Source organism: Bradyrhizobium sp. SPXBL-02 (genome assembly GCF_051853065.1).
In the GTDB taxonomy this organism is placed as follows: domain Bacteria; phylum Pseudomonadota; class Alphaproteobacteria; order Rhizobiales; family Xanthobacteraceae; genus Bradyrhizobium.
Genome location: NZ_CP182474.1, coordinates 1388805 through 1403684, shown reverse-complemented (window position 1 = coordinate 1403684; position 14880 = coordinate 1388805). Strand labels below are relative to the sequence as shown.

The following is a 14880-nucleotide window of genomic DNA, read 5'->3' as shown; positions in this document are numbered from 1 at the left end:
CCTTGTCGAACAAACCGCTTCCGCCGCGCCCGGCGCCGCGTCTCTATCTCGCGACGCCCGTCGTCGATGATCCCGCGGCGCTGATCGCCGCGCTGCCCGAGCTGATCGCGTCCGCCGACGTCGCCGCCGTGCTGCTGCGGCTGAAGGAGACAGATCAGCGCAGCATGACCTCGCGCGTCAAGGCATTGGCGCCGCCGGTGCAGAAGGCGGGCGCGGCACTCCTCGTCGACGGCCACCCTGATATCGTCGCGCGCGGCGGCGCCGACGGCGCACACCTGCCCGGCATCGCCGCGCTGAAGGAGGCGCTGCCGTCGCTCAAGCCAGATCGCATCGCCGGTGTCGGCGGGCTGACGACGCGACACCATTCCATGGATGCGGGCGAGATGGGCGCGGATTATTTGCTGTTCGGCGAGCCCGATGCGAAAGGCCAGCGTCCCTCGGCGCAGGCGATCGCCGAGCGGCTGGACTGGTGGGCCGAGCTGTTCGAGCCGCCCTGCGTCGGCTTCGCCATTTCGCTGGACGAGGCCCACGATTTCGCCCTTAGCGGCGCCGATTTCGTGCTGGTCGGCGACTTCATCTGGGCCGATCCGCGCGGGCCCAAGGCCGCGCTGATCGAGGTCGACGCCGCGATCAAGAAGGCCCATGCGACGGCGCTGGCCGGCCAAGATCCTGCGAGCCAAGATCCTGCGCGCCAGGAGCACGGCTAGCGCCCGACATGAAGCTCCCGTGCATCACCATGCTGGCCACGCTGCTGCTGACAGTGCCCGCGGCCGCGCAGCTGCAGATCACTCCGCCGGCGACGACGCCGAGCGCACCGGCAGAGAAGCAGAAGCCGAAGCCGCCCGCCCCTGCCAAGAAGAAGGAAGCGGCGCCAAAGCCCTCTTCATCTCCCAAGCCGTCCGCCTCGCCCAAGCCGGCAACCGTGATCCCCGCGCCGCCGTCCGACGATCCCAACGTCGATCTGGTGTTCGGCGCCTATCAGCGCGGCCAATACAAGACCGCGTTCGAGCTCGCCACCGCCCGGGCGCAAGCGGGCGACGCCAAGGCAATGACCATGCTCGGCGAGCTCTATTCCAACGCCATGGGCATCCGGCGCGACTACGCCAAGGCGGCCGAATGGTACAAGCGCGCCGCCGATTCCGGCGATCGCGAGGCGATGTTCGCACTCGCCATGCTGCGCATCTCCGGCCGCGGCGGCCCGGTCGACAAAAACGAGGCGGTCAAGCTGATGGCCTCCGCCGCCAAGCTCGGCGAGCCCAAGGCGGCCTATAACCTCGCTCTGCTCTATCTGGACGGCCAGACGCTGCCGCAGGACGTCAGGCGTTCGGCGGAGCTGCTGCGCCAGGCCGCCGATGCAGGCCTGCCCGAAGCGCAATACGCGCTCGCGACCTTCTACAAGGAAGGCACCGGTGTGCCGAAGGACCCCGAACGCGCGGTGCGGCTGCTCCAGGCCGCCTCGCTCGCGGACAATGTCGATGCCGAGGTCGAATATGCCATCGCGATGTTCAACGGCACCGGCACGCCGAAGAACCAGCCGGCGGCCGTCGCCCTGCTCCGCAAGGCCTCCCGCCAGGGCAGCGCGATCGCGCAGAACCGGTTGGCATGGGTGCTGATCAACGGCGTGGGCACGCCCATGGACAAGATCGAGGGCTTCAAATGGCACCTGGTGGCCAAGACATCAGGCAAGGGCGACCCCGAGCTCGACAAGCAGTTCTCCGATCTGCCGGCCGATGACCGCGCCAAGGCCGAGGCCGCCGCCAGGAAGTGGCTGGGGCCCAAATGACTTGACGCGGGGCCCCTCACGGGGCACCCAGTCCCTCAAACAGGCGCGTTTCCGCGCCCCTCTCCCCGATCAAGACCAGAAGCACATGCTGTATTCCGCCACTATCAACGTCATGGTCAAGGCGGCGCGCCGCGCCGGCCGCAGCCTCAAGCGCGATCTCGGCGAGATCGAGCATCTCCAGGTCTCGCTGAAGGGGCCGGCCAATTTCGTCTCGCTCGCCGACAAGCGCGCCGAGGAGATCCTCTACCAGGACCTCGCCAAGGCCCGGCCCGGCTACGGCTTCATCGGCGAGGAAGGGGGACAGCGCGAGGGCACCGACAAGAGCCACACCTGGATCGTCGATCCCTTGGACGGCACCACCAACTTCCTGCACGGCATCCCGCAATTCGCCATCTCGATCGGCCTCGCCCGCGAAGGCACCGTGATCGCCGGCGTGATCTACAACCCCGCCAATGACGAGCTCTACATCGCCGAGCGCGGCAAGGGCGCCTTCCTCAACGACCAGCGCCTGCGCGTCGCCGGCCGCCGCCAGCTGAGCGAATGCGTGGTCGCCTGCGGCCTGCCCCATATCGGCCGCGGCGATCACGAGGAATTCCGTCGCGAGATGACCGCGATCCAGGACCGCGTCGCCGGCCTGCGCCGCTTCGGCGCCGCCTCGCTCGACCTCGCCTTCGTCGCCGCCGGCCGCCTCGACGGCTATTGGGAGCGCGATTTGCAATCCTGGGATATCGCCGCCGGTATGCTGATGGTGCGTGAAGCGGGGGGAACGGTGAGCGATATCGCCACGCCGGGCGACCCGCTGGTCACGGGGCACGTCGTGTGCGGCAATGAGTACGTGCACGGGGAGCTGGTGAGGATCTTGCGGAGGTAATCTCCGCTCGTCATTCCGGGACGCGCCTCTCGGCGCGGGCCCGGAATCCATTCATCGACTGTGATTGCGGCTTGATGGATTCCGGGCTCGCGCTACGCGCGCCCCGGAATGACAGCTTCAGTGGCCCTGCGACGCTGGCGCCGGCCGGCCGTGCGCGTCAGCTTCCCGCGCCGGCGCTGGCTCGCGATCCCCCGCCAGCACGCGCTGCACGGAGACGAAGAACACCGGCACCATCAACAGCGCCAGGATCACCACCGCGATCATGCCGCCCATCACGACTGAGCCGAGCGCCTGCTGGCTGGCGCCGCCGGCACCGTGGGCGATGGCCATCGGCAGCACGCCGCAGATGAAGGCGAGGCCGGTCATCAGGATCGGGCGGAAGCGCAGGCGGCAGGCTTCGATGGTGGCTTCGACCAATGGCTTGCCTTCCTTCCGCAGGTCTTTCGCGAACTCGATGATCAGGATCGCGTCCTTGGCCGCAAGGCCGATGATGGTGATCAGGCCGACGGTGAAATAGACGTCGTTGGGCAGGCTCCGCAGCGTCGCAGCCGCGACCGCGCCGACGATGCCGAGCGGCACGGTGAGCAGCACCGCGAGCGGAATGGTCCAGCTCTCGTAGAGCGCTGCGAGGCACAGGAACACCACGAACACCGACAGTGCGAGCAGGAACGGCGCCTGCGAGCCCGACAGCTTTTCCTGCAGCGACTGTCCGGTCCATTCATAGCCGAAGCCGCGCGGCAAGCGGCCGGCAAGCCGCTCCATTTCCGAAATGGCGTCGCCCGAGGTGAAGCCGGGCCTGGCTTCACCGGAGATGCGCACCGCCGGATAATAGTTGAAGCCGGCGATCTGCGTCGGGCCGCGCGCCCATTCCACCGTCGCAAAGGACGAGAACGGCACCAGCTGGCCGCGGCTGTTCTTGACGTTGTAATTGAGGATGTCCTCGGTCCGCATGCGATCGCGCGCGTCAGCCTGCACCACGACGCGCTGCATGCGGCCGCGGTTCGGGAAGTCGTTGATGTAGTTCGAGCCGAGATTGGTCGAGATGGTATTGTTGATGTCCTCGAAGGTGACGCCGAACGCGCCGGCCTTCTCGCGGTCGATCATGAGATTGACCACGCCCGCCTCGGGCAGGCCCTCGATATAGACCTTCTGCAGCACCGGGCTGGCATTGGCCTCCGCGATCAGCTGGTCGGCGGCGCGCATCAATTGCTGATAGCCCTTCTGGCCGCGGTCCTGGAGGCGGAACGAGAAGCCGGAGGAATTGCCGAGATTGTCGATCGGCGGCGGCTGCAGCGCCGAGATTTTTGCATCACGGATCGACGAGCCCAGGTCGCGGTTGATGTCGTTGACGATCGCAGCAGCGGAATCTTTAGGCCCGCGCTCCGACCAGTCCTTCAGCGTGATGAAGGCCTGCGCGGTGTTCATGCCCTGGCCGGAGAAGCTGAAGCCGGTGAGGAAGGTGACGTTGTCGACGCCCGGCCGCGCGGCCAGATATTTCTCGACCTTCTCGATCACGGCCTCGGTGCGGGCATAGGACGAATCCGAGGGCGTCTGCACGTCGGTGGTGACGAAGCCCTGGTCGTCGACCGGCAGGAAGCCGCCGGGCAGGTTGACGAAGGCCCAGGACAGGCCGACCAGCAGCGCGGCATAGACCAGCATCAGGCGGCCGGTGCGGTTCAGCGAGAAGCCGACGGTGCGCGAATAGCGCTCCTTGCCGCCTTCGAGCATGCGGTTGAACCAGCCGAACACGCCTCTCTTCGCATGACCGTGGCCGGCCTCGACGGGCTTGAGCAGGGTCGCACACAGCGCCGGCGTCAACGACAGCGCCAGGAAGGCGGAGAAGCCGATCGCGGCGACCATGGTGACCGAGAACTGGCGGTAGATGATGCCGACCGAGCCCGGGAAGAACGCCATCGGCACGAACACCGCCATCAGCACCAGGGTGATGCCGATGATGGCGCCGGTGATCTGCGACATGGCTTTGCGCGTCGCTTCCTTCGGCGGCAGGCCCTCCTCGGCCATGATGCGCTCGACGTTCTCGACCACCACGATGGCGTCGTCGACGAGGATGCCGACCGCGAGCACCATGCCGAACATCGAGAGCATGTTGATGGAGTAGCCGGCGAGCAGCAGCGTGGAGCACGCGCCGAGCAACGCCACCGGCACCACGATGGTCGGAATGATGGTGTAACGGATGTTCTGCAGGAACAGGAACATCACCACGAACACCAGCACCACGGCTTCGACCAGCGTCGACAGCACCTTCTTGATCGAGGCCTCGACCACGGGCGTGATGTTGTAGGGGATCTCGTAGCTGATGTTGGCCGGGAAGAAGCGCGACAGCTCCTTCATCTTCTCTTCAACGGCGCTCGCGGTCGCCAGCGCGTTGCCGGTCGGCGACATCAGCACCGAAAGACCGGCGGTCGGCTTGCCGTCGAGGCGGGTGTTGAACTGGTAGCTGAGGCCGCCGACCTCGACGCGCGCGACGTCGCGCAGGCGCACGGTCGAGCCGTCGGCATTGGCGCGCAGGATGATGGCGCCGAACTCGTCCGGCGACGACAGCTGGCCCTTGACCAGCACCAGCGCCGAGGTGCGCTGGTTCGACGTCGACGGTTCGGCGCCGATGCTGCCGGAGGCGACCTGCGCGTTCTGCGCGGTGATGGCCTTGTTGACATCGTCGGCGGTCAGCCCGTAGCCGACGAGTTTTGCGGGATCGACCCAGACACGAAGACTGCGCTCGGTCGAATAGAGCGTGGCGCGGCCGACGCCGGGAATGCGGCGGATCTCGCCGAGCACGTTGCGGATCATGAAGTCGCCGAGGCCGACTTCATCCAGGCTGCCGTCGGTCGAGTTCAGCGTGATGATCTGCAGCACCGCGCTGGAGGCTTCCTCGATCAGGATGCCCTGCTGCATCACCGCGCGCGGCAGGCGCGCCTCGACGCGCTTGATTCGGTTCTGCACCTCGACCGAGGCGGCGCTGGTATCGGTGCCCGGCTGGAAGTTGGCGATGATCTCGACCTGGCCGAGCGAGTCGCTGGTCGATTCGAAATTGAGGATGTTGGCGGCGCCGTTGAGCTCCTCCTCGATCAGCCGCGTGACGCTGTTGTAGAGGTTTTCCGGCGAGGCGCCGGGATAGCTGGTCGAGACCGAGATCGACGGCGGCGCGATGATCGGATATTGCGCGATCGGCAGCAGCGGCACCGCGATCGCACCGATCAAGCAGATGAACAGCGCGACCACCCAGGCGAAGATCGGCCTGTCGATGAAGAAACTCGGCATTGGCCGTTTATCCTCGTTGTTTCGTTAGATCCTCATGGTGAGGAGCGCGGAACGCGCGTCTCGAACCCCGGCTCTCTCCCGGCCATCCTTCGAGACGCCCGCTTCCAGCGGGCTCCTCAGGATGAGGACGACACTTGCAAAGCCGTCCGGTTACCGCGTGAGCTTAAGGGCGTGCCGGTTGTCCGCGGTCGCGTCCGCCTCGGACCAGGATTGCGGCTGGACCTTGTCGCCAGCCGCGAATTTCTGGAAGCCTTCGACCACGACCTTGTCGCCGGCCTTCAGGCCTTCGGTGACGAACCAGAGGCCGTCCTGCACCGATCCGGTGCGCACAGGCTGCACCGCGATGTGGTTGTCGTCCTTGACCACGAACACCTCGCTGCCGCCGCCGCCGTTGCGCTGGATCGCCTGCTGCGGCACCGCGATCGCGTCGGAATCGAGACCCTGGTCGATCCGGACCCGCACATACATGCCCGGCAGCAGCTCGCGCTTGGGATTGCGGAACTCGCCGCGCAACGTCACCTGGCCGGTGTGGGCGTCGACCTTGGCGTCGGAGAACAGCAGCTTGCCGTCGAGCGAATAGATGGTGTTGTCGTCGAGCACGAGGCGCACCTTGGCGGCATCGGCGGCGATGCGCTCGAGGTCGCCGGTCTCGAAGGCACGGCGGAGCTGGTTGAGCTCGGTCACCGACTGGGTGAAGTCGGCATAGATCGGATCGAGCTGCTGGATGGTGGCGAGATTGGTCTCGTTCTGCACGGCGAGCGCGCCCTCGCTGACGAGGGCCGCACCGACCACGCCGTCGATCGGCGCGCGAACGGTGGCATAGTCGAGATTGAGCTTGGCCCGCGCGAGCTCGGCCTTGCGGCCTTCGACCTCGGCATGGGCCTGGCGTTCGGCCGCGATCGCCTTCTCGTTCTCGGCTTCGGGGGCGGCGCGATCCCTGGTCAGGGTGGCGATACGATGCGCCTGTTGCCTGGCCTGCATCAAAGCCGCTTCGGACTTGGCCAGCGCGGCCTCATTCGCCATCACCTCGACCTCGAACGGGCGCGGATCGATGCGGTAGAGCGGATCGCCGGCCTTCACCTCGCTGCCCTGGCGGAACAGGCGCTCGACCACGATGCCGGACACGCGCGGCCGCACGTCGGAGACCCGCGTCGGCGCGATCCGGCCCGGCAGCTCGCGCACCACGGCGCGGGACTGCGGCTTGACGACGACGATGCTGACGTCAGGAGCGGGCGGCTGGGCGGCGGACACCGCGGAGCTGGATTCGTCGCAGCCTGCCAGAAGCGGCGCAAGGGCCGCGAGCATCATTGCAACGCATGCCGATCGCGCGCGAAGTCCGGACATGAAGTGGGGTGCCCCGATATTGTTGAAACTGATCGTGCTCGCGCGCGGCCCGTTCTGGACCTTTTACACGCGACTGATGCCGCCAAAATAGAATGCATCTGCTGCGATGCAACGCATGGCGCGGGCGGCTCATTGTCACACAGCTTATGCTGCTGAGATCAGAAGGCTTTTACGGTGTCACTTGATTGTGAGTCGGGGTCCACCGGCGCGTGCTGCGACGGAACATCGCAATTACTCGGCGGCCTTCATCCGGTAGTGGCTGACGCCCCATTCGGTTCCATCGGCGTAGCCGAACAGGCCCGAGGTCGCGAGCAGGAACCAGCGCCAGCGACGGATCCAGAGAGCGGCCTCCTCGCCATAGACCCTGCGCAAGGCGGCCTCGATGGCCTCGCGATGGGCATCGAAATTGGCGAGCCAGTCGTTGGCGGTGCGCTGGTAATGCGTCCCGCTCCAGCACCATTCCTTCTCGACCGCGAAGATATCGTCGAACTGCCTGACCAGGTGATGGCTCGGCATCAACCCGCTTGTATAGAGATGCTGCGCGATCCAGTCGTCGCGATCGGCGGGGTCAAGCAGATGCGAGCCGGAACGGTGGGTGACGACGTGCATGAAGAAGCGCCCCTCCGGCGTGAGCCATGACCGCGCGCGCGTCATCAGCTTGCGCCAGTTGCGCATCTGCTCGAACATCTCGACCGAGACGATGCGGTCGAACTGCCCCTCGGGCGCGAACACGTTCATGTCGGCCGTGACCACGCGCAGATTGAGCAATCCGCGCAGCCGCGCCTCCTCCTCGACATAGGCGCGTTGCGCCTGTGAGGTCGCGACCGCCGTCACCCTGGCGTGCGGAAACTGCCGCGCCATCCACAGGGACAGCGAGCCCCAGCCGCAGCCGAGCTCGAGGATGGCCTGGCCGTCGGCCAGGCCGGCATGCTCGACGGTCTGGCGCAGCGCCTCCTCCTCCGCCTCCCGCAAGGTGGTCGCGTCGGTCTTGTAGAAGCAGGAGGAGAATTTACGGTTGGGACCGAGCAAATCGACGAAGAAGGCGGCAGGCACCTGGTCATGCCCGGCACCTGTACCCTCGGCGATCGGCCGCAGCATCATCCGGCCGGCAAAGGCGGCATCGTCGCCGGCGCCCAGGGCGGACAGGCGCGTCGCCATGCGGGAGCACAGGCGCTGGATCGCGGCGCGGATCACCACGTCCGGCAGCGGCACACGCTCGGCAGTCCCGATGATCGCGGAAACGACGCTCATGCGCCCCCCGAATGGCGAAATTCTGCAGAGACCTGCTTATCAAAGCGCCGCTTCCGGTCCGGGTTCCCCGAGCTGTCCCCGAAATCGGCGCATCCGGCGCTTTTTTTGGGCCGGCGCTGTGCCATAGTGCGCGCCGCAAGCAAGCTTACGTAACGGATGATACTGGCATGCGGTCTGGCACTTCCCGATCCACGATGGACATCGAGTACACGAAACTGTCCTCGCCCAGCGTCTTCCTGGTGCGGATGCTGGTCTTTCTGGTGCTGTGCACGCTGGTGGGCGTGGTGCTCTACAAGCAGATCATCCAGGCCTTCTTCGCCAATCCCGGCCTCAATGCCCTGATCGGCGGCGTGCTGTTCATCGGCATCATCCTGGCCTTCCGCCAGGTCATCCGGCTCTATCCCGAGGTCTCCTGGGTCAACAATTTCCGCGTCGCCGATCCCGGCCTGGCGCCGTCCCGTCACCCCAAGCTGCTGGCGCCGATGGCGGCGATCCTGGGCGGGGAGCGCTCGGGGCGGATGACCATCACCCAGACCACCATGCGGCACCTGCTCGATTCGATCGCAACCCGCCTGGACGAGGCCCGCGACATCTCCCGCTACATGACCGGCCTGCTGGTGTTCCTCGGCCTGCTCGGCACCTTCTGGGGCCTGATCGAGACGGTCGGCTCGGTCGGCAAGGTGATCGACGGGCTCAAGGTGGGGGGCGATTCCGGGGCGCTGTTCGACACGCTGAAGGAGGGCCTCGCCGCCCCGCTCGGCGGCATGGGCATCTCGTTCTCCAGCTCGCTGTTCGGCCTCGCCGGCTCGCTGATCCTCGGCTTCCTCGATCTGCAATCGAGCCAGGCGCAGAACCGCTTCTACACCGACCTCGAAGACTGGCTCGCCACCACCGTGCGCGAATACGGCAATGGCGAGGTGCCCGCCGCCGCCTCCGGCGGCGGTGTCGCCAGCGGGGAGCTTCAGGCCGCGGTCGAACGCCTGCGTTCCGTGTTCGAGGAAGGCAGCGCCGGCCGCGGCACCACGGCGGCGATGGCGAGCCTTGCCGAAGCGATCCAGGCGCTGGTCTCGCACATGCGCACCGAGCAGCAGATGATCCGCGAATGGGCCGACGGCCAGGGCGAGCAGAACCGCGAGATCCGCCGCCTGTTGGAGCGGATCGCGCGCCAGCCCGAGAAGAGTTGAGACGGTATCGTGCCCCGGACGCGACGCAGCATGAAATGATGCGTCGCTGAGCCGGGGCCCAGCGTCAGGGACAATATGGGTCCCGGCTCTGCGAAGCAGCGTTGCACGCTGCATCGCGTCCGGGACACGAAAGAAACGGAGACGTTAATGGCTCTAGCGCGCGGCCGCCGCAGCGAAGGCGCCTTCAATTACTGGCCCGGCTTCGTCGATGCGCTGTCGACGCTGGTGCTGTCCATCGTCTTCCTGCTGTCGGTGTTCCTCGTCGTGCAGTTCTTCCTGTCGCAGGAGGTCACCGGCAAGGACAAGGCGCTGGAGCAGCTCAACGCCAAGATCGCCCAGCTCAACGAGCTGTTGTCGCTGGAGAAGCTCGGCAAGCTCACGCTCGACGACCAGGTCTCGCAATTGAAGGCCGGGCTCGCCTCGGCCGAGACCGAGCGCGACCGCATCAAGGGGCTCTATGACGGCCTCGCCGCCGCCGGCAACGACGCGCAAGGCAAGACCGCCGAGCTCGGCAAGGCGCTGGATTCCGAGAAGGCGGTCTCGGCGCGGGCGCTAGCGCAGATCGAGGTGTTGAACCAGCAGATCAGCGCGCTGCGCCGGCAATTGGCGGCGCTGGAAGAGGCGCTCGATGCCTCCGAGAAGCGCGACAAGGAATCGCAGAACCGCATCGCCGACCTTGGCTCTCGCCTGAACGTCGCCCTGGCGCAGCGCGTGCAGGAATTGTCGCGCTACCGCTCGGAATTCTTCGGCCGGCTGCGCGCAATCCTCGGCAACCGCCCCGACATCCGCATCGTCGGCGACCGCTTCGTATTCCAGTCCGAAGTGTTCTTCGACACCGGCCAGGCGGTGCTGCTGCCCGAGGGCCGCGCCGAGCTCGACACCTTGGCAGCGGCGCTGATCGAACTCGACAAGAAGATCCCGAGCGACATCCCCTGGGTGCTGCGCGTCGACGGCCATACCGACGTGCGCCCCGTCAACGGTCCGAACTTCAAGTCGAACTGGGACCTGTCCGCGGCGCGCTCGATCTCGGTGGTGCAATATCTGGTCTCGCTCGGCGTGCCCGCCCAGCGCCTCGTCGCCGCCGGCTTCGGCGAATTCCAGCCGCTCGATACCGGCAACACGGAAGAGGCCTACAAGCGCAACCGCCGCATCGAGCTGAAACTGACGGAGCGGTAGTGAGCACGCTCCACCTCCGCCCCTATGCGGCCTCCGACGAGGCCGCCGCGATCGACCTTTGGCATCGCACCTGGCAGCAGGCCTATCCGCAGATCGACTTCGCCGCACGGCTGGACTGGTGGCGCGAGCGCTGGCTGAGGGATCTGGTGCCGAAGGCCCAAATCGTGGTGGCGGAACAGGACGGCGCGCTGACCGGTTTCGTCACCATCGATGGCGAGGGCTATCTCGACCAGCTGGTGGTCGATCCCGCGCATTGGGGCTCGGATGCGGCACGGCTGCTGGTGGACGAGGCCAAGCGCCTGTCACCGTCGGGCGTCACGCTGCTCGTCAACAAGGACAATGCCCGCGCCATCCGCTTCTACGAGCGCAACGGCTTTGCCCATGCCGGTGACGAAGTGAACCCGACCTCGGGCCGGCCGGTGTTGAAGATGGTATGGCGGGCGTGAGGCCTGTCACATCGGGGATCCCAAGGCGCCGGTTATTCGTTGTCTCAAGGCATGGCCATGGAGACGATCGATGAAGCTGAGCGAGCTGGCCAAGGGGTCCTCGGTGATGCTGGGCGTCATCGTCGCCGGCTATGTGTCGACGACCTATGTAGACCAGCGCTTTGCGACATCGAGCGCCCCTGCGCAGACGAACAGCCCTGAGGCATCAGCCTGCGTCGAAGCGGACGGCAGCTGGAAGAACTGGCCCTGGCCGAACGTGCCGGCGCTGTCACCGAAGTGCCGGTAGGCCCGCAGTTGTGGCGCGAAGCTCCCTCCACACGTCATTGCGAGGAGCTCTTGCGACGAAGCAATCCAGAGTCTTTCCGCGGAAACAGTCTGGATTGCTTCGCTGCGCTCGCAATGACGAGAGTGAGGCGGCGCCTCACGCCCCCTCGAACTGCAGCCGCGCCAGCCTGGCGTAGAGCCCGTTCGCCGCCACGAGCTCGGCATGCGTGCCCTGCTCGACGATCTTGCCCTGGTCCATCACCAGGATGCGGTCGCAGGAGAGCACCGTGGCGAGGCGATGGGCGATCACCAGCGTGGTGCGGTGGCGCATCAGCTCTTCCAGCGCGGTCTGCACCAGCGTCTCGCTTTCGGCGTCGAGCGCGGAGGTGGCTTCGTCCAGCAGCAACAGCGGCGCGTCGCGCAGGATGGCGCGCGCGATCGCGATGCGCTGGCGCTGGCCACCGGACAGCGTCACGCCGCGCTCGCCGAGCGCGGTCTCGAAACCTTCGGGCAGGCGGCGGATGAATTCGGCGGCATGGGCGAGCTCGGCGGCGCGCTCGACCTCGGCATCGCTCGCACCGGGCCGGCCGAAGCGGATGTTCTCGCGGGCGCTCGCGGCGAACACCACGGAGTCCTGCGGCACCAGTGCGATGCGCGCGCGGAAATCCCCGGGGTCGGCGGACTTGACCGGCACGCCGTCGAGCGAGATCGTCCCGCTGCGCGGATCGTAGAAGCGCAGCAGCAGATGAAAGATGGTGCTCTTGCCGGCGCCGGAGGGACCGACGATCGCGACCTTCTCGCCGGGGCGCACGGTGAACGACACCGCGTCGAGCACCTTGACGTCGGACCGTGCCGGATAGGCGAAGCTGACCCGGTCGAAGCCGACCTCGCCGCGCGCCGGCACCGGCAGCGCAAGCGGCGCCGCAGGCGCGGCGATCTCGGGCCGGACGTGGAGGATCTCGAACAGGCGCTCGGCTGCGCCCGATGCGGCCGAGACCTCGCCCCAGACCTCGCTGAGCTGGCCGAGCCCGGCTGCGGCAAACACCGCATACAGCACGAACTGGCCGAGCCGGCCCGGCGTGATCGCGCCGGTGAGCACGTCATGCGAGCCGATCCAGAGGATGGCGACCACGCTTGCGAACACGATGAAGATGATGATCGCCGTCAGCACGGCGCGGGCCTGGGTCGAGGTGCGCGCGGCTTCATAGGCCTGCTCGACCTCGCCGCCGAAACGCTTCTCGGCGAAGCCCTCGCTGGTATAGGCCTGCACGGTGCGGATCGCGCCGACCAATTCGCCCGCATAGGCGGAGGCATCGGCGAGCGTGTCCTGCGCGTTGCGCGACAGGCGCCGCACCCAGCGCCCGAACGCCACAAGCGGCAGCACGATCAGGGGAATGGCGAGCAGCACGAAGCCGGAGAGCTTCGGGCTCGTGATCACCATCATCGCCGTCGCGCCCAGGAACATCATAAGGTTGCGCAGCGCGATCGAGACGGAGGCACCGACGGCCGATTTCAGCTGGGTGGTGTCGGCGGTGAGGCGCGAGATCAGTTCGCCGCTGCGCGCGGAATCGAAGAAGGCGGGGGACAGCGACAGCAGATGGGCGAAGACGTCGCGCCGGAGATCGGCGACGATGCGTTCGCCGATCGTCATCACGAGGTAGTAGCGCGCGGCACTGGCGATCGCGAGCACGGCAACGACCGCGAGCATGACCGAGAAGTAGCTGTTGATCAGCTCGATGCCCTCGGGCGTCAGGCCGAAATCGATCATCCTGCGCACCGCGACCGGCACCAGCAGCGTGGTCAGCGCGGCGATCGTGAGCGCGACGAACGCCAGCGCCGCGCGGCCGCGATAGCGGATCACATAGGGCGCGAGCGCCAGCAGCGGCCGCAGCTTGGCGCGGCCCTTGGCCGGCGCTTCGATCAGCTCGGCCTCGATCGAAGGGGTGTCCGCGGCGTTCATTGCGGGCCGATCGACATATTGGTCATCAAGCCGTTCCACTGCGCTCATGAGATCCGACCCATTGCATTCGTTTGCTCCCAATAGGCCGGTGCATCAGTAGTGGCAAATCCGGGAAGTCCCTTAGGGCAAACCCCCGGTTCACCGCGGCAGCATGGCTTGTTTTGCCGGGTTTCGTGAGGTATAGAGCCGCCCAAATCCGTCATTCGCGAGCCACCCAAGAAGGCGCCGGAGCGCCGAGGAATTGCCATGAAAGCCGAAATTCATCCGAATTATCATACGATTAAGATCGTCATGACCGACGGAACCGAGTACCTGACCCGCTCCACCTGGGGCAAGGAAGGCGACACGCTGAACCTCGACATCGACCCGAAGTCGCACCCGGCCTGGACCGGCGGCTCCGCCCAGATCATGGACCGCGGCGGCCGCGTCTCGCGCTTCCAGAAGAAGTTTTCGGGCTTCCTCAAGAAGGATTGAGCCGGCCGCAAGGCTGGACATGGAAACGCCCCCGGGAGACCGGGGGCGTTTTTGTTTTGGGGCCGGTCGTCGGCCAAGGCTGAGGACTCGTAAGGGTGGGCAAAGCGAAGCGTGCCCACGACCTCTATTGTGATCCCAAGAGAGAGAGAGATGGTGGGCACGGCGCTTTGCGCCTTTGCCCACCCTACGGCACCGGTGAGACCTACCGCTCGAACGCGGCCTTCAGCGCGTTGAGATGCGGCACCAACGGATTGCCGATCGCGGCCTGCTCGGCCGGCGGGGTGTGGATCGTGCTGTCGAGCCGGCGGACGCGGGTCTGCAGGCTCATCGAGCGATGGATCAGGTCCTGAAGCTGCGCCGGCAGCTTCTCGATGGTGTCGGCCGGGCCGGGATCGGCGGCGGTGAGCTTGACCTTGGTCTTCTCACGGTTGGCCTGGCTCAGCGTCATCTCGCCTTCCTTCACCGCGCGGTGCAGCAGCAGCCAGGAGGCGAGCTGCATCAGGCGCGTGGTGAGGCGCATGCTCTCGGTCGCGTAGGTGAGGCTGACGGCGCGGTCGAGCGCCTTGGCCTCGACGCGGCCAGCGCCGTCGAGATAGGCGGCGGTTTCCTCGACGAGGTCCATGCCCTCCCGGAACAGGCTGCCGAACGCCGCAGAATTGGTGAATCGCTCGCTGAGCTGAACGAGAGCGCCTTCGGCCTGCAAACGTTCCATGGTTAACGCCTCTTACGCAACTGTTTGACTGCCCGGCTTTGGCGCCGGCTTATGATGAACAAATCATTGCGCGGGCGAGAGGCGGAGTCCAGTGACAAGCGCGGATATGGTTTCCGCGGGTCAATCCTTCGGAATG

General features: G+C 66.7%; 13 protein-coding genes. 8 read left to right on the top strand and 5 right to left on the bottom strand.

The annotated features are described in order from the left end of the window. Positions 1–2 precede the first annotated feature (2 nt). From ACNJYD_RS06565 to ACNJYD_RS06555, 3 genes are all read left to right on the top strand, one after another. Positions 3–707 (top strand): thiamine phosphate synthase, encoded by a 705-nt coding sequence (locus ACNJYD_RS06565; RefSeq protein ID WP_260382072.1) that lies wholly within the window; start codon positions 3–5, stop codon positions 705–707. Between the two features lie 8 nt (positions 708–715). Next, positions 716–1783: a tetratricopeptide repeat protein gene (locus ACNJYD_RS06560; protein WP_439365704.1), complete on the top strand. Its 1068-nt coding sequence runs from the start codon at positions 716–718 to the stop codon at positions 1781–1783. 85 nt (positions 1784–1868) lie between these two features. Continuing rightward, on the top strand, positions 1869–2654 hold the full coding sequence (locus ACNJYD_RS06555; protein WP_260382070.1) for an inositol monophosphatase family protein: 786 nt from the start codon (positions 1869–1871) through the stop codon (positions 2652–2654). 117 nt (positions 2655–2771) lie between these two features. Here the strand turns inward: ACNJYD_RS06555 and ACNJYD_RS06550 are convergent, their stop codons facing one another. From ACNJYD_RS06550 to ACNJYD_RS06540, 3 genes are all read right to left on the bottom strand, one after another. Continuing rightward, positions 2772–5933, bottom strand: a complete 3162-nt coding sequence (locus tag ACNJYD_RS06550) for a multidrug efflux RND transporter permease subunit (protein WP_439365703.1) — start codon at positions 5931–5933, stop codon at positions 2772–2774. Positions 5934–6083: 150 nt separating this feature from the next. Continuing rightward, a complete protein-coding gene (locus tag ACNJYD_RS06545) occupies positions 6084–7277 on the bottom strand; it encodes an efflux RND transporter periplasmic adaptor subunit (protein WP_172784849.1) in 1194 nt (397 codons plus the stop codon). A gap of 231 nt (positions 7278–7508) precedes the next feature. Further along, complete coding sequence (locus tag ACNJYD_RS06540; protein WP_439365702.1) at positions 7509–8528, bottom strand: SAM-dependent methyltransferase; 1020 nt, start codon at positions 8526–8528, stop codon at positions 7509–7511. A gap of 167 nt (positions 8529–8695) precedes the next feature. On the opposite strand from ACNJYD_RS06540, the gene ACNJYD_RS06535 reads away from it, so the two are divergent. The 4 genes from ACNJYD_RS06535 to ACNJYD_RS06520 all read left to right on the top strand — a co-directional run bounded on the left by ACNJYD_RS06535 (position 8696) and on the right by ACNJYD_RS06520 (position 11620). Continuing rightward, positions 8696–9712 (top strand): flagellar motor protein MotA, encoded by a 1017-nt coding sequence (locus ACNJYD_RS06535; protein WP_212254200.1) that lies wholly within the window; start codon positions 8696–8698, stop codon positions 9710–9712. A 147-nt stretch (positions 9713–9859) separates the two neighbouring features. Then, on the top strand, positions 9860–10888 hold the full coding sequence (locus tag ACNJYD_RS06530) for a peptidoglycan -binding protein (RefSeq protein WP_172784852.1): 1029 nt from the start codon (positions 9860–9862) through the stop codon (positions 10886–10888). Continuing rightward, positions 10888–11334, top strand: coding sequence for a GNAT family N-acetyltransferase (locus tag ACNJYD_RS06525; protein ID WP_439365701.1), 447 nt, complete (start codon positions 10888–10890; stop codon positions 11332–11334). Before ACNJYD_RS06530 ends, ACNJYD_RS06525 begins: the two co-directional genes overlap by 1 nt. A gap of 70 nt (positions 11335–11404) precedes the next feature. Beyond that, positions 11405–11620, top strand: a complete 216-nt coding sequence (locus ACNJYD_RS06520) for a hypothetical protein (RefSeq protein WP_439365700.1) — start codon at positions 11405–11407, stop codon at positions 11618–11620. Positions 11621–11755: 135 nt separating this feature from the next. Here ACNJYD_RS06520 and ACNJYD_RS06515 read toward each other — a convergent pair whose 3' ends face one another. Beyond that, complete coding sequence (locus ACNJYD_RS06515) at positions 11756–13606, bottom strand: ABC transporter ATP-binding protein/permease (RefSeq protein ID WP_439365699.1); 1851 nt, start codon at positions 13604–13606, stop codon at positions 11756–11758. A 198-nt stretch (positions 13607–13804) separates the two neighbouring features. Here ACNJYD_RS06515 and rpmE point away from each other — a divergent pair, with 198 nt between their 5' ends. Beyond that, complete coding sequence (rpmE, locus tag ACNJYD_RS06510; RefSeq protein ID WP_439365698.1) at positions 13805–14032, top strand: 50S ribosomal protein L31; 228 nt, start codon at positions 13805–13807, stop codon at positions 14030–14032. A gap of 202 nt (positions 14033–14234) precedes the next feature. Here the strand turns inward: rpmE and rcdA are convergent, their stop codons facing one another. Then, entirely contained in the window at positions 14235–14744 is a 510-nt protein-coding gene (gene rcdA / locus ACNJYD_RS06505) for a protease adaptor protein RcdA (protein WP_172784856.1), read from the bottom strand. Positions 14745–14880 lie beyond the last annotated feature (136 nt).

Excerpts from the sequence above, each read along its gene's own strand:
- ACNJYD_RS06560 (WP_439365704.1), top strand. The coding sequence starts at position 716 with ATGAAGCTCCCGTGCATCACCATGCTGGCCACGCTGCTGCTGACAGTG.
- ACNJYD_RS06555 (WP_260382070.1), top strand. The coding sequence starts at position 1,869 with ATGCTGTATTCCGCCACTATCAACGTCATGGTCAAGGCGGCGCGCCGC.
- ACNJYD_RS06550 (WP_439365703.1), bottom strand. The coding sequence starts at position 5,933 with ATGCCGAGTTTCTTCATCGACAGGCCGATCTTCGCCTGGGTGGTCGCG.
- ACNJYD_RS06545 (WP_172784849.1), bottom strand. The coding sequence starts at position 7,277 with ATGTCCGGACTTCGCGCGCGATCGGCATGCGTTGCAATGATGCTCGCG.
- ACNJYD_RS06540 (WP_439365702.1), bottom strand. The coding sequence starts at position 8,528 with ATGAGCGTCGTTTCCGCGATCATCGGGACTGCCGAGCGTGTGCCGCTG.
- ACNJYD_RS06535 (WP_212254200.1), top strand. The coding sequence starts at position 8,696 with ATGCGGTCTGGCACTTCCCGATCCACGATGGACATCGAGTACACGAAA.
- ACNJYD_RS06530 (WP_172784852.1), top strand. The coding sequence starts at position 9,860 with ATGGCTCTAGCGCGCGGCCGCCGCAGCGAAGGCGCCTTCAATTACTGG.
- ACNJYD_RS06520 (WP_439365700.1), top strand. The coding sequence starts at position 11,405 with ATGAAGCTGAGCGAGCTGGCCAAGGGGTCCTCGGTGATGCTGGGCGTC.
- ACNJYD_RS06515 (WP_439365699.1), bottom strand. The coding sequence starts at position 13,606 with ATGAGCGCAGTGGAACGGCTTGATGACCAATATGTCGATCGGCCCGCA.
- rpmE (WP_439365698.1), top strand. The coding sequence starts at position 13,805 with ATGAAAGCCGAAATTCATCCGAATTATCATACGATTAAGATCGTCATG.
- rcdA (WP_172784856.1), bottom strand. The coding sequence starts at position 14,744 with ATGGAACGTTTGCAGGCCGAAGGCGCTCTCGTTCAGCTCAGCGAGCGA.